General features: G+C 57.9%; 15 protein-coding genes and 1 tRNA gene. 15 read left to right on the top strand and 1 reads right to left on the bottom strand.

All coding sequences use genetic code 11. The features are described from left to right. Positions 1-219 precede the first annotated feature (219 nt). The 8 genes from grpE (at position 220) to BTN82_RS03630 (ending at position 10,696) form a co-directional block, all read left to right on the top strand. Entirely contained in the window at positions 220-786 is a 567-nt protein-coding gene (gene grpE, locus BTN82_RS03595; RefSeq protein WP_075117805.1) for a nucleotide exchange factor GrpE, read from the top strand. 102 nt (positions 787-888) lie between these two features. Beyond that, on the top strand, positions 889-2,805 hold the full coding sequence (dnaK, locus tag BTN82_RS03600; protein ID WP_075117806.1) for a molecular chaperone DnaK: 1,917 nt from the start codon (positions 889-891) through the stop codon (positions 2,803-2,805). Positions 2,806-3,128: 323 nt separating this feature from the next. Then, the gene (gene dnaJ, locus BTN82_RS03605; RefSeq protein ID WP_075117807.1) at positions 3,129-4,253 is read left to right on the top strand and encodes a molecular chaperone DnaJ; all 1,125 of its coding nucleotides are present in this window, start codon (positions 3,129-3,131) and stop codon (positions 4,251-4,253) included. A 10-nt stretch (positions 4,254-4,263) separates the two neighbouring features. Then, entirely contained in the window at positions 4,264-5,070 is an 807-nt protein-coding gene (gene dapB, locus BTN82_RS03610; protein WP_075117808.1) for a 4-hydroxy-tetrahydrodipicolinate reductase, read from the top strand. A gap of 258 nt (positions 5,071-5,328) precedes the next feature. Next, positions 5,329-6,465, top strand: coding sequence for a glutamine-hydrolyzing carbamoyl-phosphate synthase small subunit (gene carA / locus BTN82_RS03615; RefSeq protein ID WP_075117809.1), 1,137 nt, complete (start codon positions 5,329-5,331; stop codon positions 6,463-6,465). Positions 6,466-6,568: 103 nt separating this feature from the next. Further along, complete coding sequence (gene carB, locus BTN82_RS03620) at positions 6,569-9,790, top strand: carbamoyl-phosphate synthase large subunit (protein ID WP_075117810.1); 3,222 nt, start codon at positions 6,569-6,571, stop codon at positions 9,788-9,790. Further along, entirely contained in the window at positions 9,787-10,263 is a 477-nt protein-coding gene (gene greA / locus BTN82_RS03625) for a transcription elongation factor GreA (protein ID WP_075117811.1), read from the top strand. Before carB ends, greA begins: the two co-directional genes overlap by 4 nt. Positions 10,264-10,291: 28 nt before the next feature. Continuing rightward, entirely contained in the window at positions 10,292-10,696 is a 405-nt protein-coding gene (locus BTN82_RS03630) for an MFS transporter (RefSeq protein WP_075117812.1), read from the top strand. Positions 10,697-10,708: 12 nt separating this feature from the next. Here the strand turns inward: BTN82_RS03630 and BTN82_RS03635 are convergent, their stop codons facing one another. Further along, a complete protein-coding gene (locus BTN82_RS03635; protein WP_007920867.1) occupies positions 10,709-11,017 on the bottom strand; it encodes a YhbY family RNA-binding protein in 309 nt (102 codons plus the stop codon). Positions 11,018-11,122: 105 nt separating this feature from the next. Between BTN82_RS03635 and rlmE the strand changes: the two genes are divergently transcribed. From rlmE to BTN82_RS03670, 7 genes are all read left to right on the top strand, one after another. Beyond that, positions 11,123-11,752, top strand: a complete 630-nt coding sequence (rlmE, locus tag BTN82_RS03640) for a 23S rRNA (uridine(2552)-2'-O)-methyltransferase RlmE (protein ID WP_075117813.1) — start codon at positions 11,123-11,125, stop codon at positions 11,750-11,752. A 200-nt stretch (positions 11,753-11,952) separates the two neighbouring features. Continuing rightward, complete coding sequence (ftsH, locus tag BTN82_RS03645) at positions 11,953-13,857, top strand: ATP-dependent zinc metalloprotease FtsH (RefSeq protein WP_075117814.1); 1,905 nt, start codon at positions 11,953-11,955, stop codon at positions 13,855-13,857. A gap of 8 nt (positions 13,858-13,865) precedes the next feature. Next, complete coding sequence (gene folP / locus BTN82_RS03650) at positions 13,866-14,717, top strand: dihydropteroate synthase (protein WP_075117815.1); 852 nt, start codon at positions 13,866-13,868, stop codon at positions 14,715-14,717. 16 nt (positions 14,718-14,733) lie between these two features. After that, positions 14,734-16,071, top strand: a complete 1,338-nt coding sequence (gene glmM / locus BTN82_RS03655) for a phosphoglucosamine mutase (RefSeq protein WP_075117816.1) — start codon at positions 14,734-14,736, stop codon at positions 16,069-16,071. Positions 16,072-16,137: 66 nt separating this feature from the next. Next, positions 16,138-16,893 carry a triose-phosphate isomerase gene (gene tpiA / locus BTN82_RS03660; RefSeq protein WP_075117817.1) on the top strand — a complete coding sequence of 252 codons (756 nt, stop codon included), beginning with the start codon at positions 16,138-16,140 and terminating at the stop codon, positions 16,891-16,893. Between the two features lie 4 nt (positions 16,894-16,897). Continuing rightward, positions 16,898-17,281: a preprotein translocase subunit SecG gene (secG, locus tag BTN82_RS03665; RefSeq protein WP_075117818.1), complete on the top strand. Its 384-nt coding sequence runs from the start codon at positions 16,898-16,900 to the stop codon at positions 17,279-17,281. Positions 17,282-17,310: 29 nt separating this feature from the next. After that, positions 17,311-17,396: transfer RNA gene (locus tag BTN82_RS03670), tRNA-Leu, on the top strand. The last annotated feature ends 8 nt before the right edge of the window (positions 17,397-17,404 follow it).

Raw genomic sequence — 17,404 nt, forward strand, 5'->3', positions numbered from 1 at the left:
TACAGTGTTTTGTTTTGGGCTGACAATGCCCGCTCTTAGCTCGATTCGCTTGAATCGTAGGGTTTTTTATCGCGTGCCGGAATGGTTGGTGGGCGGCGTTCTGGCCCGGGCAATGTTTTTTGCCGGCGGCACAGCCCTTGAACCTGGAAAATGCGGCCCCATATATCTGGGCAGAAGCGTGAGTTGAGCTCACGGACGATATTGAAAGGAGAGAATGGTATGGCTGACGAACAGACGCTGGACACGCAAAATCTCGACGCCAATCAGGCCCCCGAGGCTTCGGGCGAAGATCTGGCGGCTCGTGTGCAAGTGCTCGAAGAGCAGTTGGCTGGCGCTCAGGATCAGGCATTGCGTGTCGCGGCCGATCTGCAGAACGTCCGCCGTCGCGCCGAGCAGGATGTAGAAAAAGCCCATAAATTTGCCCTCGAGCGTTTTGCTGGTGACCTGTTGCCGGTGATCGACAGTCTCGAGCGCGGCCTTGAGCTGTCCAGTCCGGACGACGAAAGCATCCGTCCGATGCGCGAAGGGATCGAGCTGACCCTGAAAATGTTCCAGGACACCCTGAAGCGTTATCAGCTGGAAGCGATCGATCCGCATGGCGAACCGTTCAACGCTGAGCTGCACCAGGCGATGGCGATGCAGGAAAGTGCCGACGTCGAGCCGAACAGTGTCCTCAAGGTGTTCCAGAAGGGCTATCAGCTCAACGGCCGCCTGCTGCGCCCGGCCATGGTTGTGGTCAGCAAGGCCCCAGCGCCGGTTTCGCCTTCGATTGACGAGAAGGCTTGAAATCGCGCACAGGGCCCCCATTTATAGGTCAAGCGTTTGAGTGCTACCGCAGTTAGCCACCACTGCTGCGGCAACAAAATCTAAAGTTTCGGGAGAGTTAACATGGGCAAAATTATCGGTATCGACCTGGGGACTACCAACTCCTGCGTCTCCATTCTTGAAAACGGCAACGTAAAAGTTATCGAAAATGCTGAAGGCGCGCGTACCACGCCGTCGATCATCGCTTACGCCAACGATGGCGAAATCCTGGTTGGCCAGTCGGCCAAGCGTCAGGCAGTGACCAATCCGCATAACACCCTGTACGCGGTGAAGCGTCTGATCGGTCGTCGTTTCGACGAGGAAGTCGTACAGAAAGACATCCAGATGGTCCCTTACAAGATCGTCAAGGCTGACAACAGCGACGCCTGGGTTGAAGTGAACGGCCAGAAAATGGCTCCGCCACAGATCTCGGCTGAAATCCTCAAGAAAATGAAGAAGACCGCCGAAGACTACCTCGGCGAGGCTGTGACTGAAGCGGTGATCACCGTTCCGGCCTACTTCAACGACAGCCAGCGCCAGGCGACCAAAGACGCCGGCCGCATCGCGGGCCTGGACGTAAAACGTATCATCAACGAACCAACCGCGGCCGCTCTGGCTTACGGCATGGACAAGGCCAAGGGCGATCACACCGTGATCGTTTACGACCTGGGTGGCGGTACCTTCGACGTATCCGTGATCGAAATCGCTGAAGTCGATGGCGAGCACCAGTTCGAAGTACTGGCAACCAATGGCGACACTTTCCTCGGTGGTGAAGACTTCGACATCCGTCTGATCGACTACCTCGTGGACGAGTTCAAGAAAGAAAGCGGCATGAACCTCAAGGGTGACCCGCTGGCCATGCAGCGCCTGAAAGAAGCCGCTGAAAAAGCCAAGATCGAGCTGTCCTCGAGCCAGCAGACCGACGTCAACCTGCCGTACATCACTGCAGATGCGACCGGTCCTAAGCACCTGAACGTGAAGATCTCCCGCGCCAAGCTGGAGTCGCTGGTTGAAGACCTGGTTCAGCGCACCATCGAGCCTTGCCGCATTGCCATGAAGGACGCTGGTATCGACGTCAGCAAGATCGACGACGTGATCCTGGTTGGCGGTCAGACCCGTATGCCTCTGGTGCAGAAGCTGGTGACCGACTTCTTCGGCAAGGAAGCGCGCAAGGACGTCAACCCGGACGAAGCGGTTGCCATGGGTGCTGCGATCCAGGGCGCGGTATTGGCCGGTGACGTGAAAGATGTACTGCTGCTGGACGTCAGCCCGCTGACCCTGGGTATCGAAACCATGGGTGGGGTGATGACCGCGCTGATCGAGAAAAACACCACGATTCCTACCAAGAAATCGCAAGTGTTCTCGACTGCCGACGACAACCAGGGCGCAGTGACCATTCACGTACTGCAGGGCGAGCGCAAGCAAGCCGCGCAGAACAAGTCCCTGGGCAAGTTCGACCTGGCCGAGATTCCGCCGGCTCCGCGTGGCGTGCCGCAAATCGAAGTGACCTTCGACATCGACGCCAACGGCATCCTGCACGTAGGTGCGAAAGACAAGGCTACCGGCAAGACCCAGTCGATCGTGATCAAGGCCAACTCCGGTCTGTCCGAGGAAGAAATTCAGCAGATGGTTCGTGATGCTGAAGTCAACGCCGAGGAAGACCGCAAGTTCGAAGAGTTGGCCAGCGCGCGCAACCAAGGCGATGCCCTGGTTCACTCGACTCGCAAGATGATCGCTGACGCGGGCGACAAAGTGACCGCCGAAGAGAAGACTGCGATCGAAGCCGCCGTGGTTGCTCTTGAAGCCGCTATCAAAGGCGACGACAAGGCTGCTATCGATGCCAAGGTCGAAGAGTTGTCGAAAGTGTCGGCTCCAGTTGCGCAGAAGATGTACGCCGAGCAGGCTCAGCCGGCAGAAGGCGCTGCTTCGCAGGGCGAATCGGCGGAGAAAGCCGACGACGTCGTCGACGCCGAGTTCGAAGAAGTAAAAGACCACAAGTAAGACTGCTTGTTGGTCGGCCGGTTGACTGCCTTTGTGCAGTGACTGGTAGGATGTCGCCGCGCGGGAGCTTGCTCCCGCGTTGGCGTGTCTGGAGCAAGCGAAATTTTTACAGCGCGCGACGCTTTCGCGCGCTGGCGGTACGAGGGGAAATGCTCCTGCTTTCCGCTCGGGATTGCCGCAGTTGTCGGCCAGTCTGTTGGTCGTCTATCCAAGACCAGGATCGTTGAATTGACGTGAGTTGGGTCCGGGCCTGTATTGGGGCTCAACGAGTTTGGCGGGGCTCAGGAGAGCGTTGCCGAACGTCCTTAAGAGTGTGAAGACTTATGGCAAAGCGTGACTATTACGAAGTATTGGGTGTGGAGCGAGGTTCCAGCGAGGCGGACCTGAAAAAGGCTTACCGTCGCCTGGCGATGAAGCACCACCCGGACCGTAATCCCGGCGACAAAGCGTCGGAAGATATGTTCAAGGAGGCCAACGAGGCCTACGAAGTATTGTCTGACTCGAGCAAGCGCGCGGCGTATGACCAGTACGGTCATGCTGGTGTCGATCCGAGTATGGGTGGTGGCGGTGCCGGTTTCGGTGGTCAGAATTTCTCTGACATTTTTGGCGATGTTTTCAGTGATTTCTTTGGTGGCGGTCGTGGCGGTTCCCGTGGCGGTGCCCAGCGCGGCAGCGACCTGCGTTACACCCTGGAGCTGAATCTGGAAGAGGCGGTGCGTGGCACCACCGTGAATATCCGTGTTCCGACGCTGGTCAACTGCAAGCCTTGCGATGGTTCGGGCGCGAAGAAAGGCTCTTCGCCCGTGACCTGTCCGACCTGTGGTGGTATTGGCCAGGTGCGCATGCAGCAGGGCTTCTTCTCGGTGCAGCAAACCTGCCCGCGTTGCCATGGCCAGGGCAAGATCATTTCCGATCCGTGCGATTCCTGTCACGGCGAAGGTCGCGTCGAAGAATACAAGACGCTGTCGGTGAAGGTGCCTGCGGGTGTCGATACTGGCGACCGCATTCGCCTGTCCGGCGAAGGGGAGGCGGGTACCCAGGGTGGCCCTACGGGTGACCTGTATGTGGTGATCAATGTGCGCGAGCACGCGATCTTCCAGCGCGACGGCAAGCATCTGTTCTGTGAGGTGCCTATCAGTTTCGTGGATGCGGCGCTGGGCGGCGAGCTGGAAATCCCGACGCTGGATGGTCGGGTCAAGCTGAAGATCCCTGAGGGGACTCAGACTGGCAAGCAGTTCCGTGTGCGCGGCAAGGGTGTGGCTCCGGTTCGGGGTGGCGGCGCTGGCGATTTGATGTGCCGCGTTGCGGTGGAGACGCCGGTCAACCTGAGCCGCCGTCAGCGCGAGCTGCTCGAAGAGCTGCGCGGTTCCCTGGCGGATGACAATAGCCATTCGCCGAAAACCGCTGGCTGGTTCGAAGGCGTGAAACGCTTCTTCGGCGACCTGTAAGGAGCGGGGCATGCGACGTATAGCTGTGATGGGCGCCGCAGGGCGCATGGGCAAGAACCTGGTCGAGGCGGTGCAGCAGCGCTCGCCGCTTTCGGGGCTGACCGCAGCGATCGTGCGGCCTGGCAGTTCACTGGTTGGCGCGGATGCGGGCGAGCTGGCGTCTCTGGGGCGTATCGGTGTGCCAATGTCCGACAGTCTGGAAAAGGTGGCGGATGAGTTCGATGTATTGATCGACTTCACGCTGCCTGAGGTGATGCTGAAGAACCTGGCATTCTGCCGCAGGGCGGGCAAGGCCATGGTGATCGGTACCACGGGGCTCGGCGCCAAGGAGAAGCAGCTGCTGGCCGATGCGGGCAAGGATATTCCTATCGTGTTCGCTGCCAACTTCAGCGTGGGCGTCAATCTGTCGCTGAAGCTGCTCGACATGGCGGCTCGGGTCATGGGTGACGATGCGGATATCGAAATCATCGAGGCGCATCACCGGCACAAGATCGATGCGCCTTCGGGGACGGCCTTGCGTATGGGGGAGGTGATCGCCGATGCGCTGGGGCGCGACCTGGAGAAGGTCGCGGTGTATGGTCGTGAAGGCCATACCGGCGCCCGTGAGCGGGAAACCATCGGTTTTGCTACGGTGCGCGGTGGCGATGTGGTGGGTGATCACACGGTGTTGTTCGCTGCCGAGGGCGAGCGCCTGGAAATTACCCATAAGGCTTCCAGCCGCATGACCTTCGCCAAGGGGGCGGTGCGTGCTGCGTTGTGGTTGGACGGTCGTCCGGCGGGTCTTTATGACATGCAGGATGTGCTGGATCTACGTTGAGATGCATCCAAAACAGGGCTCGGCTTCGCGCTTGAGCCCTGTTTTACCCCGCTAAGCGATGTCCTGTCGCATTCCTCTGCCTTTAAGGCTCTTTAGCGGTGGACCGAAAAAGCCTTTTTCTGTAAGCTACAGCTTTAGTGTGTCCACTAAAAGCGCGCAGAATAATTCAGTGAAGAAGCGGGGTGACGTGTCCATACGTCACTCCGCTTTTTTACAACCTGCGATCGCCCTTTCAGGCTTTATTTACGGGAGGTCTTCTTGACTAAGCCAGCCATACTCGCCCTTGCTGATGGCAGCATTTTTCGCGGCGAAGCCATTGGAGCCGACGGTCAGACCGTTGGTGAGGTGGTGTTTAACACCGCAATGACCGGCTATCAGGAAATTCTTACCGATCCTTCCTACGCCCAGCAGATCGTTACCCTGACTTACCCGCATATCGGCAACACCGGCACCACGCCGGAAGATGCTGAGTCTGATCGCGTCTGGTCGGCCGGTCTGGTGATTCGCGACCTGCCGCTGGTCGCGAGCAACTGGCGTAACACGCTGTCCCTGTCCGACTACCTGAAAGCCAACAACGTTGTGGCAATCGCCGGTATCGACACCCGTCGCTTGACGCGCATCCTGCGCGAGAAAGGCGCGCAGAACGGCTGCATCATGGCTGGCGACAATATTTCCGACGAAGCGGCGGTTGCAACTGCCCGCGGTTTCCCAGGCCTGAAAGGCATGGACCTGGCGAAGGTCGTCAGCACCAAGGAAACCTACGAGTGGCGCTCGAGTGTCTGGAGTCTGAAGACTGACAGCCATCCGACCCTCGAGGCTTCCGAGCTGCCGTACCACGTGGTTGCCTACGACTACGGCGTCAAGTTGAACATCCTGCGGATGCTGGTCGAGCGCGGCTGCCGCGTGACCGTGGTGCCGGCGCAAACCCCGGCCAGCGATGTCCTGGCGCTCAAGCCTGACGGCGTGTTCCTGTCCAATGGCCCTGGCGACCCCGAGCCTTGCGACTATGCGATCCAGGCGATCAAGGACGTGCTGCAAACCGAGATCCCGGTCTTCGGTATCTGCCTGGGCCACCAACTGCTGGCGCTGGCCTCCGGTGCCAAGACCGTGAAGATGGGCCATGGCCACCACGGCGCTAACCACCCGGTCCAGGACCTGGACAGCGGTGTGGTGATGATCACCAGCCAGAACCACGGTTTTGCGGTGGACGAGGCCACATTGCCGAGCAATGTGCGGGCGATCCACAAGTCGCTGTTCGACGGTACCCTGCAAGGTATCGAGCGTACCGACAAGAGCGCATTCAGCTTCCAGGGCCACCCTGAAGCGAGTCCGGGCCCGAACGATGTGGCACCGCTGTTCGATCGTTTCATCAACGAGATGGCCAAGCGACGCTGACTGCTCGCCCCTGAAGGTGGCCCCGGCCTCGGCGGCCCCTTCAGCGCTTCAGAGATTTGATCAAGACGGCTTGCCGACTGACCTGCGGATTTGAGTGACAACCATGCCAAAACGTACAGACATTAAAAGCATCCTGATTCTCGGCGCTGGCCCGATCGTGATCGGCCAGGCCTGCGAATTCGACTACTCCGGCGCCCAGGCCTGCAAGGCCCTGCGCGAAGAGGGTTACCGGGTCATCCTGGTGAACTCTAACCCGGCGACCATCATGACCGACCCGGCCATGGCCGACGCGACCTACATCGAGCCGATCAAGTGGCAGACCGTTGCCAAGATCATCGAGAAGGAGCGTCCGGACGCTCTGTTGCCGACCATGGGTGGCCAGACTGCGTTGAACTGCGCCCTGGACCTGGAGCGCGAAGGCGTTCTGGAGAAGTTCGGCGTGGAAATGATCGGCGCCAATGCCGACACCATCGACAAGGCCGAAGACCGTTCGCGCTTCGACACCGCGATGAAGGCTATCGGTCTGGAGTGCCCGCGCTCCGGTATCGCCCACAGCATGGACGAGGCCAACGCGGTCCTCGAGAAGCTGGGCTTCCCTTGCATCATCCGTCCGTCCTTTACCATGGGCGGTACTGGCGGCGGCATCGCCTACAACCGTGAAGAATTCGAGGAAATCTGCGCTCGCGGTCTGGATCTGTCGCCGACCAAAGAGCTGCTGATCGACGAGTCGTTGATCGGCTGGAAAGAGTACGAGATGGAGGTGGTCCGCGATAAGAAGGACAACTGCATCATCGTTTGCTCGATCGAAAACTTCGACCCGATGGGCGTGCATACCGGTGACTCGATCACCGTGGCTCCAGCGCAGACCCTGACCGACAAGGAATACCAGATCCTGCGTAACGCCTCCTTGGCGGTACTGCGTGAGATCGGCGTGGAAACCGGTGGCTCCAACGTCCAGTTCGGCATCTGCCCGGACACTGGTCGCATGGTGGTGATCGAGATGAACCCACGGGTATCCCGTTCTTCGGCCCTGGCTTCGAAGGCTACTGGTTTCCCGATCGCCAAGGTCGCGGCCAAGCTGGCTGTGGGTTACACCCTGGACGAGCTGTCTAACGACATCACCGGTGGCAAGACCCCGGCGTCTTTCGAGCCGTCCATCGACTACGTCGTGACCAAGCTGCCACGCTTCGCCTTCGAGAAGTTCTCCAAGGCCGACGCGCGCCTGACCACTCAGATGAAGTCGGTGGGTGAAGTGATGGCGATCGGCCGGACCTTCCAGGAATCCCTGCAGAAGGCCCTGCGCGGCCTGGAAGTGGGGGTCTGCGGTCTGGATCCGAAGCTCGACCTGAGCAATCCGGAAAGCATGAACGTGCTCAAGCGCGAGCTGACCGTGCCGGGCGCCGAGCGTATCTGGTACGTGGCCGACGCTTTCCGTGCCGGTATGACCGTCGAGCAGATCTTCAGCATGAACATGATCGACCCTTGGTTCCTGGTACAGATCGAAGATCTGATCAAGGAAGAAGAGAAGGTCAAGACCCTGGGCCTGTCGGCTATCGACCGCGACCTGATGTTCCGACTCAAGCGCAAAGGTTTCTCCGATCAGCGTCTAGCCAAGTTGCTGGGTGTGACCGAGAAGAACCTGCGTACCCATCGCCAGAAGCTGGATGTGTTCCCGGTCTACAAGCGCGTCGACACCTGCGCCGCCGAGTTCGCTACCGATACCGCCTACCTCTACTCGACCTACGAGGAAGAGTGCGAGGCAGCGCCTTCGACCCGCGACAAGATCATCATCCTAGGCGGTGGTCCGAACCGTATCGGCCAGGGCATCGAGTTCGACTATTGCTGCGTACACGCGGCACTGGCGCTGCGTGACGATGGTTACGAAACCATCATGGTCAACTGCAACCCGGAAACCGTTTCCACTGACTACGACACTTCCGACCGTCTGTACTTCGAGCCGGTGACCCTGGAAGACGTCCTGGAAATTGTTCGCGTTGAGAAGCCAAAAGGCGTGATCGTCCAGTACGGTGGTCAGACTCCGTTGAAACTGGCTCGCGCTCTGGAAGCGGCCGGCGTGCCGATTATCGGCACCAGCCCTGACGCCATCGACCGTGCCGAAGATCGTGAGCGCTTCCAGCAGATGGTCGAACGTCTGAACCTGCGCCAACCGCCAAACGCCACCGTGCGCAGCGAAGACGAAGCGATTCGTGCTGCGGCCAAGATCGGTTATCCGCTGGTGGTGCGTCCGTCCTACGTGTTGGGCGGCCGGGCGATGGAAATCGTCTACGAAGAAGAAGAACTCAAGCGCTACCTGCGTGAAGCGGTGCAAGTGTCCAACGATAGCCCGGTTCTGCTGGACCACTTCCTCAACTGCGCCATCGAGATGGACGTGGATGCGGTCTGCGACGGCAAGGATGTGGTCATCGGCGCGATCATGCAGCATATCGAACAGGCTGGCGTGCACTCCGGCGACTCCGCTTGCTCGCTGCCACCGTACTCGTTGCCTGCGCATATCCAGGACGAGATGCGCGAGCAGGTCAAGAAGATGGCTCTGGAGTTGGGCGTAGTTGGCTTGATGAACGTACAGCTGGCCCTGCAGGGCGAACAGATCTACGTCATCGAGGTGAACCCGCGCGCCTCCCGTACCGTGCCGTTCGTTTCCAAGTGCATCGGTGTGTCCCTGGCCATGATCGCCGCGCGTGTCATGGCGGGTAAGACCCTGCAAGAGCTGGGTTTCACCAAGGAAATCATTCCTAACTTCTACAGCGTCAAGGAAGCGGTGTTCCCGTTCGCCAAGTTCCCAGGTGTCGATCCGATCCTCGGCCCAGAGATGAAGTCGACCGGTGAGGTGATGGGCGTTGGTGATACCTTCGGTGAAGCCTTTGCCAAGGCCCAGATGGGCGCCAGCGAAGTACTGCCGACAGGCGGTACTGCATTCATCAGCGTGCGTGACGACGACAAGCCATTGGTTGCGGGCGTGGCTCGTGATCTGATCAACTTAGGCTTCGAAGTGGTTGCCACTGCCGGTACCGCCAAGCTGATCGAAGCGGCCGGTCTGAAAGTGCGTCGGGTGAACAAGGTGACTGAAGGTCGTCCGCATGTGGTCGATATGATCAAGAACGACGAAGTCACCCTGATCATCAACACCACCGAAGGTCGTCAGTCGATCGCCGACTCTTACTCCATTCGTCGTAACGCTCTGCAGCACAAGATCTACTGCACCACGACCATTGCTGCTGGCGAAGCTATCTGCGAAGCGCTCAAGTTCGGTCCGGAAAAGACTGTGCGTCGCTTGCAGGATCTACATGCAGGATTGAAGGCATGATCAAATATCCAATGACTGTCCAGGGCGCTCGCGCCCTGGAAGAAGAATTGACTCACCTGACCAAAGTCGTTCGTCCGAAGCTCAGCCAGGACATCGGTACGGCCCGCGAGTTGGGTGATTTGAAAGAAAACGCGGAATACCACGCTGCGCGCGAACAGCAAGGCATGGTCGAGGCGCGGATTCGCGATATCGAAGGTCGCATGCAGAATGCGGTGATCATTGACGTCACCACCATTCCTCATACTGGAAAGGTGATCTTTGGTACCACGGTTGAAATCGCTAACGTCGAAACCGATGAAAGCGTCACTTACCAGATCGTCGGTGAGGATGAGGCCGACATCAAGCTCGGGAAAATCTCCGTAGGTTCGCCTATTGCTCGAGCCTTGATTGCCAAGGAAGAAGGCGATGTCGTTACCGTTAAAACGCCTAGCGGCGTGATCGAGTACGAGATTGTCGAAGTCCGCCACGTCTGAGCGAGGGCGCCTGCTTCGTGCAGGGGCCATGCTCTGGCAACTGACCCAGATGTTATGGGTGGGTGGCGTGTGGTTGTTGCATGTCGGCTTGTTGCCGGTGCTGGATCGGATCGGTCTGGCACCGCTGTTGATCGAAGAAATTGGCAGTGTGCTGAGTATGCTGCTGGTTGGTTTTTCGGCGGTATGCGTCGTTCTTCAGATGCTGGTATTAGTGCGTGCTGAAGGGTTGGCCAGCCTATGGCGGGATATGCGTGGGCAGTTGCTATTGATGGCGCTGTATGCGTGCGCGATGTATTTCGTGGTACGCATAGGGCTGCCAGATGCCGAGCGCTGGCAATTGTTCAGCTATCTTATCTTGGGTTTTTCCGGTTTGTTGCTGGTCTTGCAGCCAGTACCCGGATGGGGTGGCAGGGCACGCGAAGCGCACCCTTGACCCTTCCCGACGTCAGTGGAAACGATGGACGTTGGACAGTTGCTTGTTTACCTTGGCGTTTTTGCGATAAATCAGCGCCATTTTGCCGATGACCTGCACCAGATCCGCTTTGCCGGCCTTGCACAGTTCGGCGATGGCTTCCAGGCGGGATTCGCGCTCGAGGATGTTGAGCTTGATCTTGATCAGCTCGTGGTCGCTCAAGGCGCGTTCAAGTTCGGCCAACACACCTTCGGTCAAACCGTTGTCAGCCACAGTCAATACTGGTTTCAGATGGTGGCCAATGGATTTGTACTGTTTCTTCTGCTCTTGAGTGAGCGGCATAATCTGACCCCTGCGTCTGATCTTGTAAAAAGCGGCGGCCAGTTTACCCGAGCGCGTCCGGGACCGCCCAGTTAATCACGACCCGTTTTATTTTTGAGGTGGCCCGTGGCCCGTTCCAAAACAAGCCATAACTGGCTGAAAGAGCACTTCAACGACCCATTCGTCAAAATGGCGCAAAAAGATGGGTACCGTTCACGTGCCAGCTACAAACTTCTGGAAATTCAGGAAAAGGACCGTCTGATCCGCCCTGGAATGAGTGTGATCGACCTGGGGGCGGCGCCTGGTGGTTGGTCGCAGGTTACCAGTCGTCTGATTGGCGGGCAGGGGCGTTTGATCGCTTCCGATATCCTGGAAATGGACAGCATTCCCGATGTGACCTTTATCCAGGGCGACTTTACCGAAGACGCCGTATTGGCCCGGATCCTCGAAGCGGTCGGAAATTCCGAGGTCGACCTTGTGATTTCCGATATGGCCCCCAATATGAGTGGTACGCCTGCGGTGGATATGCCGCGTGCAATGTTTCTGTGTGAACTGGCACTTGATTTGGCGGGGCGGGTTCTGCGTCCCGGTGGCGACTTCCTGATAAAGATTTTCCAGGGAGAGGGCTTCGACGAATACCACAAGAACGTTCGCAAGATGTTCGACAAGGTCGTGATGCGTAAGCCAAGTTCTTCCCGTGACCGTTCTCGCGAGCAATATCTGTTGGGACGTGGCTTTCGCGGACGTATTGAATAACGATGCTTTTGACCGGGCTGATAGTTTTTTCGTATTTCGTCCTGGGGGTTTAAACGAATATTGTGTCATCCGGGTTTCACAAAGGGTTACAGACAGCGCCTGCCAGAGCTGTAGGTAATGTAGTAAGTTAGGTCGGTGAATATCATGCGAAGCGCGCGCCAGCAGCGGAGCTTGCTTCAGAGGGTAGTTAATTGAACGATATGGCAAAGAATCTGATCCTGTGGTTGATCATCGCGGCTGTCCTGGTGACGGTGATGAACAACTTCTCCAGCCCTAACGAGCCGCAGACCCTCAACTATTCCGACTTCATCCAGCAAGTTAAGGATGGCAAGGTCGAGCGTGTAGCCGTTGATGGCTATGTGATTACCGGCAAGCGCAACGATGGCGACAGCTTCAAGACCATCCGTCCTGCGATTCAGGACAACGGCTTGATCGGTGATCTGGTGGATAACCATGTGGTCGTCGAAGGCAAGCAGCCTGAGCAGCAAAGCATTTGGACCCAACTGCTGGTCGCCAGCTTCCCGATCCTGGTGATCATCGCCGTCTTCATGTTCTTCATGCGGCAGATGCAGGGTGGTGCCGGTGGCAAGGGCGGGCCAATGAGCTTTGGCAAGAGCAAGGCGCGCCTGCTGTCCGAAGATCAGGTGAAAACCACCCTGGCAGATGTCGCGGGTTGCGACGAGGCCAAGGAAGAAGTAGGCGAGTTGGTAGAGTTCCTCCGCGATCCTGGTAAGTTCCAGCGCCTGGGCGGTCGTATTCCTCGTGGTGTGTTGATGGTGGGCCCGCCTGGTACCGGTAAGACTTTGCTGGCCAAGGCCATTGCGGGCGAAGCCAAGGTGCCGTTCTTCACCATCTCCGGTTCCGACTTTGTCGAAATGTTCGTTGGTGTCGGTGCCAGTCGCGTTCGCGATATGTTCGAGCAGGCCAAGAAGCATGCTCCGTGCATTATCTTCATCGATGAAATCGATGCCGTTGGTCGCCATCGTGGTGCCGGCATGGGCGGCGGTCATGACGAGCGCGAGCAGACTCTCAACCAGTTGCTGGTCGAGATGGATGGCTTTGAAATGAATGACGGCATTATCGTCATTGCAGCAACTAACCGCCCTGATGTACTGGACCCGGCATTGTTGCGTCCTGGTCGTTTCGACCGCCAGGTCGTGGTCGGCCTCCCGGACATCCGTGGTCGTGAGCAGATTTTGAAGGTTCACATGCGTAAAGTGCCGATGGGCGATGATGTTGCCCCGGCAGTGATCGCACGCGGTACCCCTGGCTTTTCTGGTGCCGATCTGGCCAACCTGGTGAACGAAGCCTCGCTCTTCGCTGCCCGTAGTGGCAAGCGCATCGTCGAGATGAAAGAGTTTGAACTGGCCAAAGACAAGATCATGATGGGGGCGGAGCGCAAGTCCATGGTCATGTCTGAAAAGGAAAAGCAGAACACTGCTTATCACGAGGCTGGTCACGCTATTGTCGGTCGCGTAGTTCCTGAGCACGATCCGGTCTACAAGGTTTCGATCATTCCACGTGGTCGAGCCTTGGGTGTCACCATGTTCCTGCCGGAAGAAGATCGCTACAGCCTGTCCAAGCGTGCGCTGATCAGCCAGATCTGTTCGCTTTACGGTGGCCGTATCGCCGAAGAAATGACATTGGGTTTTGACGGTGTCACTACAGGGGCTTCCAATGACATCATGCGTGCCAGCCAGATTGCACGGAATATGGTGACCAAGTGGGGGCTTTCCGAAAAACTGGGTCCTTTGATGTATGCCGAAGAAGAGGGCGAGGTTTTTCTGGGGCGCAGTGCGGGTAGCCAGCATGCCAGCCTGTCTGCTGAAACAGCCAAGCTGATTGACTCCGAGGTTCGTAGCATCATCGATCAGTGCTATGGCACCGCCAAGCAGATCCTGACGGATAACCGCGACAAGCTTGATGCGATGGCTGATGCCTTGATGAAGTATGAAACCATTGATGCCGAGCAAATCGACGACATCATGGCTGGTCGTCCTCCTCGCGAGCCACGTGATTGGGAGGGCGGTTCGGGGACTGCCCCTCCGGTGGTGCAGAATGAGCGTCCAGAAACACCGATCGGTGGCCCGGCTGCTGACCACTAAGGTTTGAAATGACTTCTTTGTCGTCCTCGACCCGGTTGCCTTGCGGCAACCGGGTTCTTGATTTAGCCCGTACGCATGTTATGGGCATTCTTAATGTCACTCCTGATTCCTTCTCTGATGGCGGTCGTTTCAGTCAGCTTGATGCTGCCTTGCGTCATGCCGAGGCTATGGTGAGCGCGGGTGCGACGCTGATCGACGTGGGGGGGGAATCCACTCGTCCTGGCGCGCGAGCGGTGTCACCGCTTGAAGAGTTGGAGCGCGTAGCGCCTATCGTCGAGCGTATCCATCGTGAACTGGATGTCATTATCTCGGTCGATACATCCACGCCTGCGGTTATGCGCGAAACTGCGCGCCTCGGTGCGGGGTTGATCAATGACGTTCGCTCTTTGCAGCGAGATGGTGCGCTGGACGCAGCGGCGGCCACTGGCCTACCTGTCTGTCTCATGCACATGCTCGGTGAGCCTGGCGATATGCAGGACAATCCGCAGTATCGAAATGTGACCAGTGAAGTGAGTGAGTTCCTGGCTGGGCGTATGGCCCAATGTGCGGCAGTGGGTATCGGAGCGGAGCAAATTATTCTGGACCCGGGGTTTGGTTTCGCGAAAACCTTGCAGCACAACTTGAGCCTGTTCAAGCATATGGATGCTCTGCATGCCCTTGGTCGGCCATTGCTGGTCGGAGTTTCGCGAAAGAGCATGATAGGTCAGGCGTTGAATCGTCCTGTAACGGAACGGCTCTATGGCGGGCTTGCTCTTGCAGCCTTGGCGACTGCCAAGGGGGCAAGGATTCTGCGGGTCCATGATGTGGCCGAGACGGTTGATGTCGTGCGGATGATCGCTGCTGTGGAATCAGCCGAATAAGAATGATGGAGCGCTTATGAGCAAGAAATATTTTGGTACCGACGGCATTCGCGGTCGTGTGGGTGTGTATCCGATTACCCCTGACTTCATGCTCAAGCTGGGTTGGGCCGCGGGTATGGCCTTCCGTAGCATGGGCGCTTGCCGTGTGCTGGTGGGTAAAGACACGCGCATTTCCGGTTATATGTTTGAGTCCGCGCTTGAAGCGGGGCTCTCTGCTGCAGGGGCGGATGTCATGCTGTTGGGGCCGATGCCTACTCCTGCCATTGCTTACCTGACGCGCACTTTCCACGCTGAGGCGGGGATCGTGATCAGTGCTTCGCATAATCCTCATGATGACAACGGCATCAAGTTCTTCTCTGGTGAAGGCACCAAACTCCCAGATGAAGTCGAGTTGATGATCGAGGAGTTGCTGGATGCGCCGATGACCGTCGTGGAGTCGAGCAAGTTGGGCAAGGTCTCGCGTATCAATGACGCGTCGGGCCGTTACATCGAGTTCTGTAAGAGCAGCGTTCCTTCCAGCACCAGTTTTGCTGGACTGAAGATTGTCGTCGACTGTGCCCACGGTGCGACCTACAAGGTGGCGCCAAGTGTTTTCAAGGAGTTGGGTGCGGAGGTGGTGGTTCTTTCTGCGCAGCCTAACGGTCTGAACATTAACGACAATTGCGGCTCCACTCATATGGGGCAACTACAGGCTGCGGTATTGGCCGAGCATGCCGATTTAGGCATTGCTTTCGATGGCGATGGCGATCGTGTGCTGATGGTCGATCACACAGGGGCTGTCGTCGATGGTGACGAGTTGCTGTTTATCATCGCCCGGGACCTGCATGCGCGGAACAAGCTACAAGGCGGTGTGGTCGGCACCTTGATGAGTAATCTGGGGCTCGAATTGGCGCTGGCTGACCTGGGTATTCCATTTGTCCGCGCCAATGTCGGCGACCGCTACGTCATTGCCGAGTTGCTTGAGCGCGAGTGGTTGGTAGGTGGCGAAAATTCCGGCCATATCGTGTGCTTCCAGCACACCACCACGGGCGATGCGATTATCGCTGCTCTCCAGGTGTTGATGGCGCTGAAACGGCGTGATGAAGGGTTGGCGCAATCGCGTCAGGCGCTGCGCAAGTGCCCGCAGGTTCTGGTCAATGTACGCTTCGGCGGCGGGGCCAATCCTGTTGAGCATCCGGCTGTCAAAGAGGCCTGCGCGCGGGTTACTACAGCGATGGCGGGGCGTGGTCGAGTGTTGTTGCGCAAGTCGGGTACCGAGCCTTTGGTTCGTGTCATGGTTGAAGGTGACGATGAGGCTCAGGTTCGCGGCTATGCCGACGAGCTGGCAAAACTGGTTGCAGAAGTTTCTGCCTGATTTCGGCTTGCCAGTGTTGATGCGGTTGGGTAACATCTGCGCCCACTTTGACCGACGAGGTACAGCATGCGTCGCCCTATGGTAGCTGGTAACTGGAAAATGCACGGTACCCGCGCCAGCGTCGCTGAGCTGATCAACGGCCTGCGTCATCTGGCCTTGCCTAGCGGTGTTGATGTCGCGGTGTTCCCGCCTTGCTTGTATATCAATCAGGTGATTGATGGCTTGAAAGGCAAGTCGATTTCGGTCGGCGCGCAGAATTCTGCGGTGGAGCCCATGCAAGGTGCGCTGACAGGGGAAATTGCTCCGAGTCAGTTGGTCGACGCAGGTTGTTCCCTGGTGTTGGTTGGGCATTCCGAGCGCCGTCTGATGATGGGTGAGCGCGATGGTACGCTGAATCGCAAATTCGCAGCGGCACAGGCCTGTGGTTTGAAGCCGGTCTTGTGTGTAGGGGAAACCCTCGAGCAGCGCGAGTCTGGCAAGACTCTTGAGGTTGTCGGGCGTCAGCTGGGCAGCATTATCGAAGAGTTGGGTGTTGGTGCGTTTACCAATGCCGTTATTGCTTACGAGCCGGTCTGGGCTATTGGTACCGGGCTGACGGCTTCACCGCAACAGGCTCAGGATGTGCACGCAGCCATCCGGGCGCAGTTGGCGGCAGAGAATTCTGAAGTGGCACGAGGTGTGCGGCTTCTATACGGCGGCAGCGTGAAGGCGGCCAATGCGGTCGAACTGTTCGGCATGCCGGATATCGATGGGGGGCTCATTGGTGGAGCTTCCCTGAATGCAGATGAGTTCGGTGCGATCTGTCGCGCCGCGGGAAACTGAAAAAATGCTGGAAACAGTCGTAGTCGTTTTTCATCTGCTGGGTGCGCTGGGCGTAGTCGCCTTGGTATTGCTGCAGCAGGGTAAGGGTGCGGACGCTGGCGCGTCTTTCGGAGCAGGTGCTTCAAATACTGTGTTCGGAAGCCAAGGTTCCTCTACCTTTCTTAGTAAGTTTACTGCTATACTCGCCGCAGGTTTTTTCATAACCAGCTTGGGGTTAGGTTACTTTGCTAAAGAGAAAGCTCATGAGCTGACTCAAGTAGGTTTGCCAAATCCAGCGGTGCTTGAAGTACCAAAGCAACAACCGGCTTCTGATGATGTCCCGGTGCTCCAAGAGCAAAAGTCGGCAACTAATGCGACTGACGTACCTCCAGCTCAAGAGCAGAAGTAAGAAGAGATTCACGCAGTAACGTAGTCTATGCCGAGGTGGTGGAATTGGTAGACACGCAACCTTGAGGTGGTTGTGCCCATAGGGTGTAGGGGTTCGAGTCCCCTTCTCGGTACCAATTATCAG

It is taken from the genome of Pseudomonas chlororaphis, from assembly GCF_001921865.1.
In the GTDB taxonomy this organism is placed as follows: domain Bacteria; phylum Pseudomonadota; class Gammaproteobacteria; order Pseudomonadales; family Pseudomonadaceae; genus Aquipseudomonas; species Aquipseudomonas chlororaphis_D.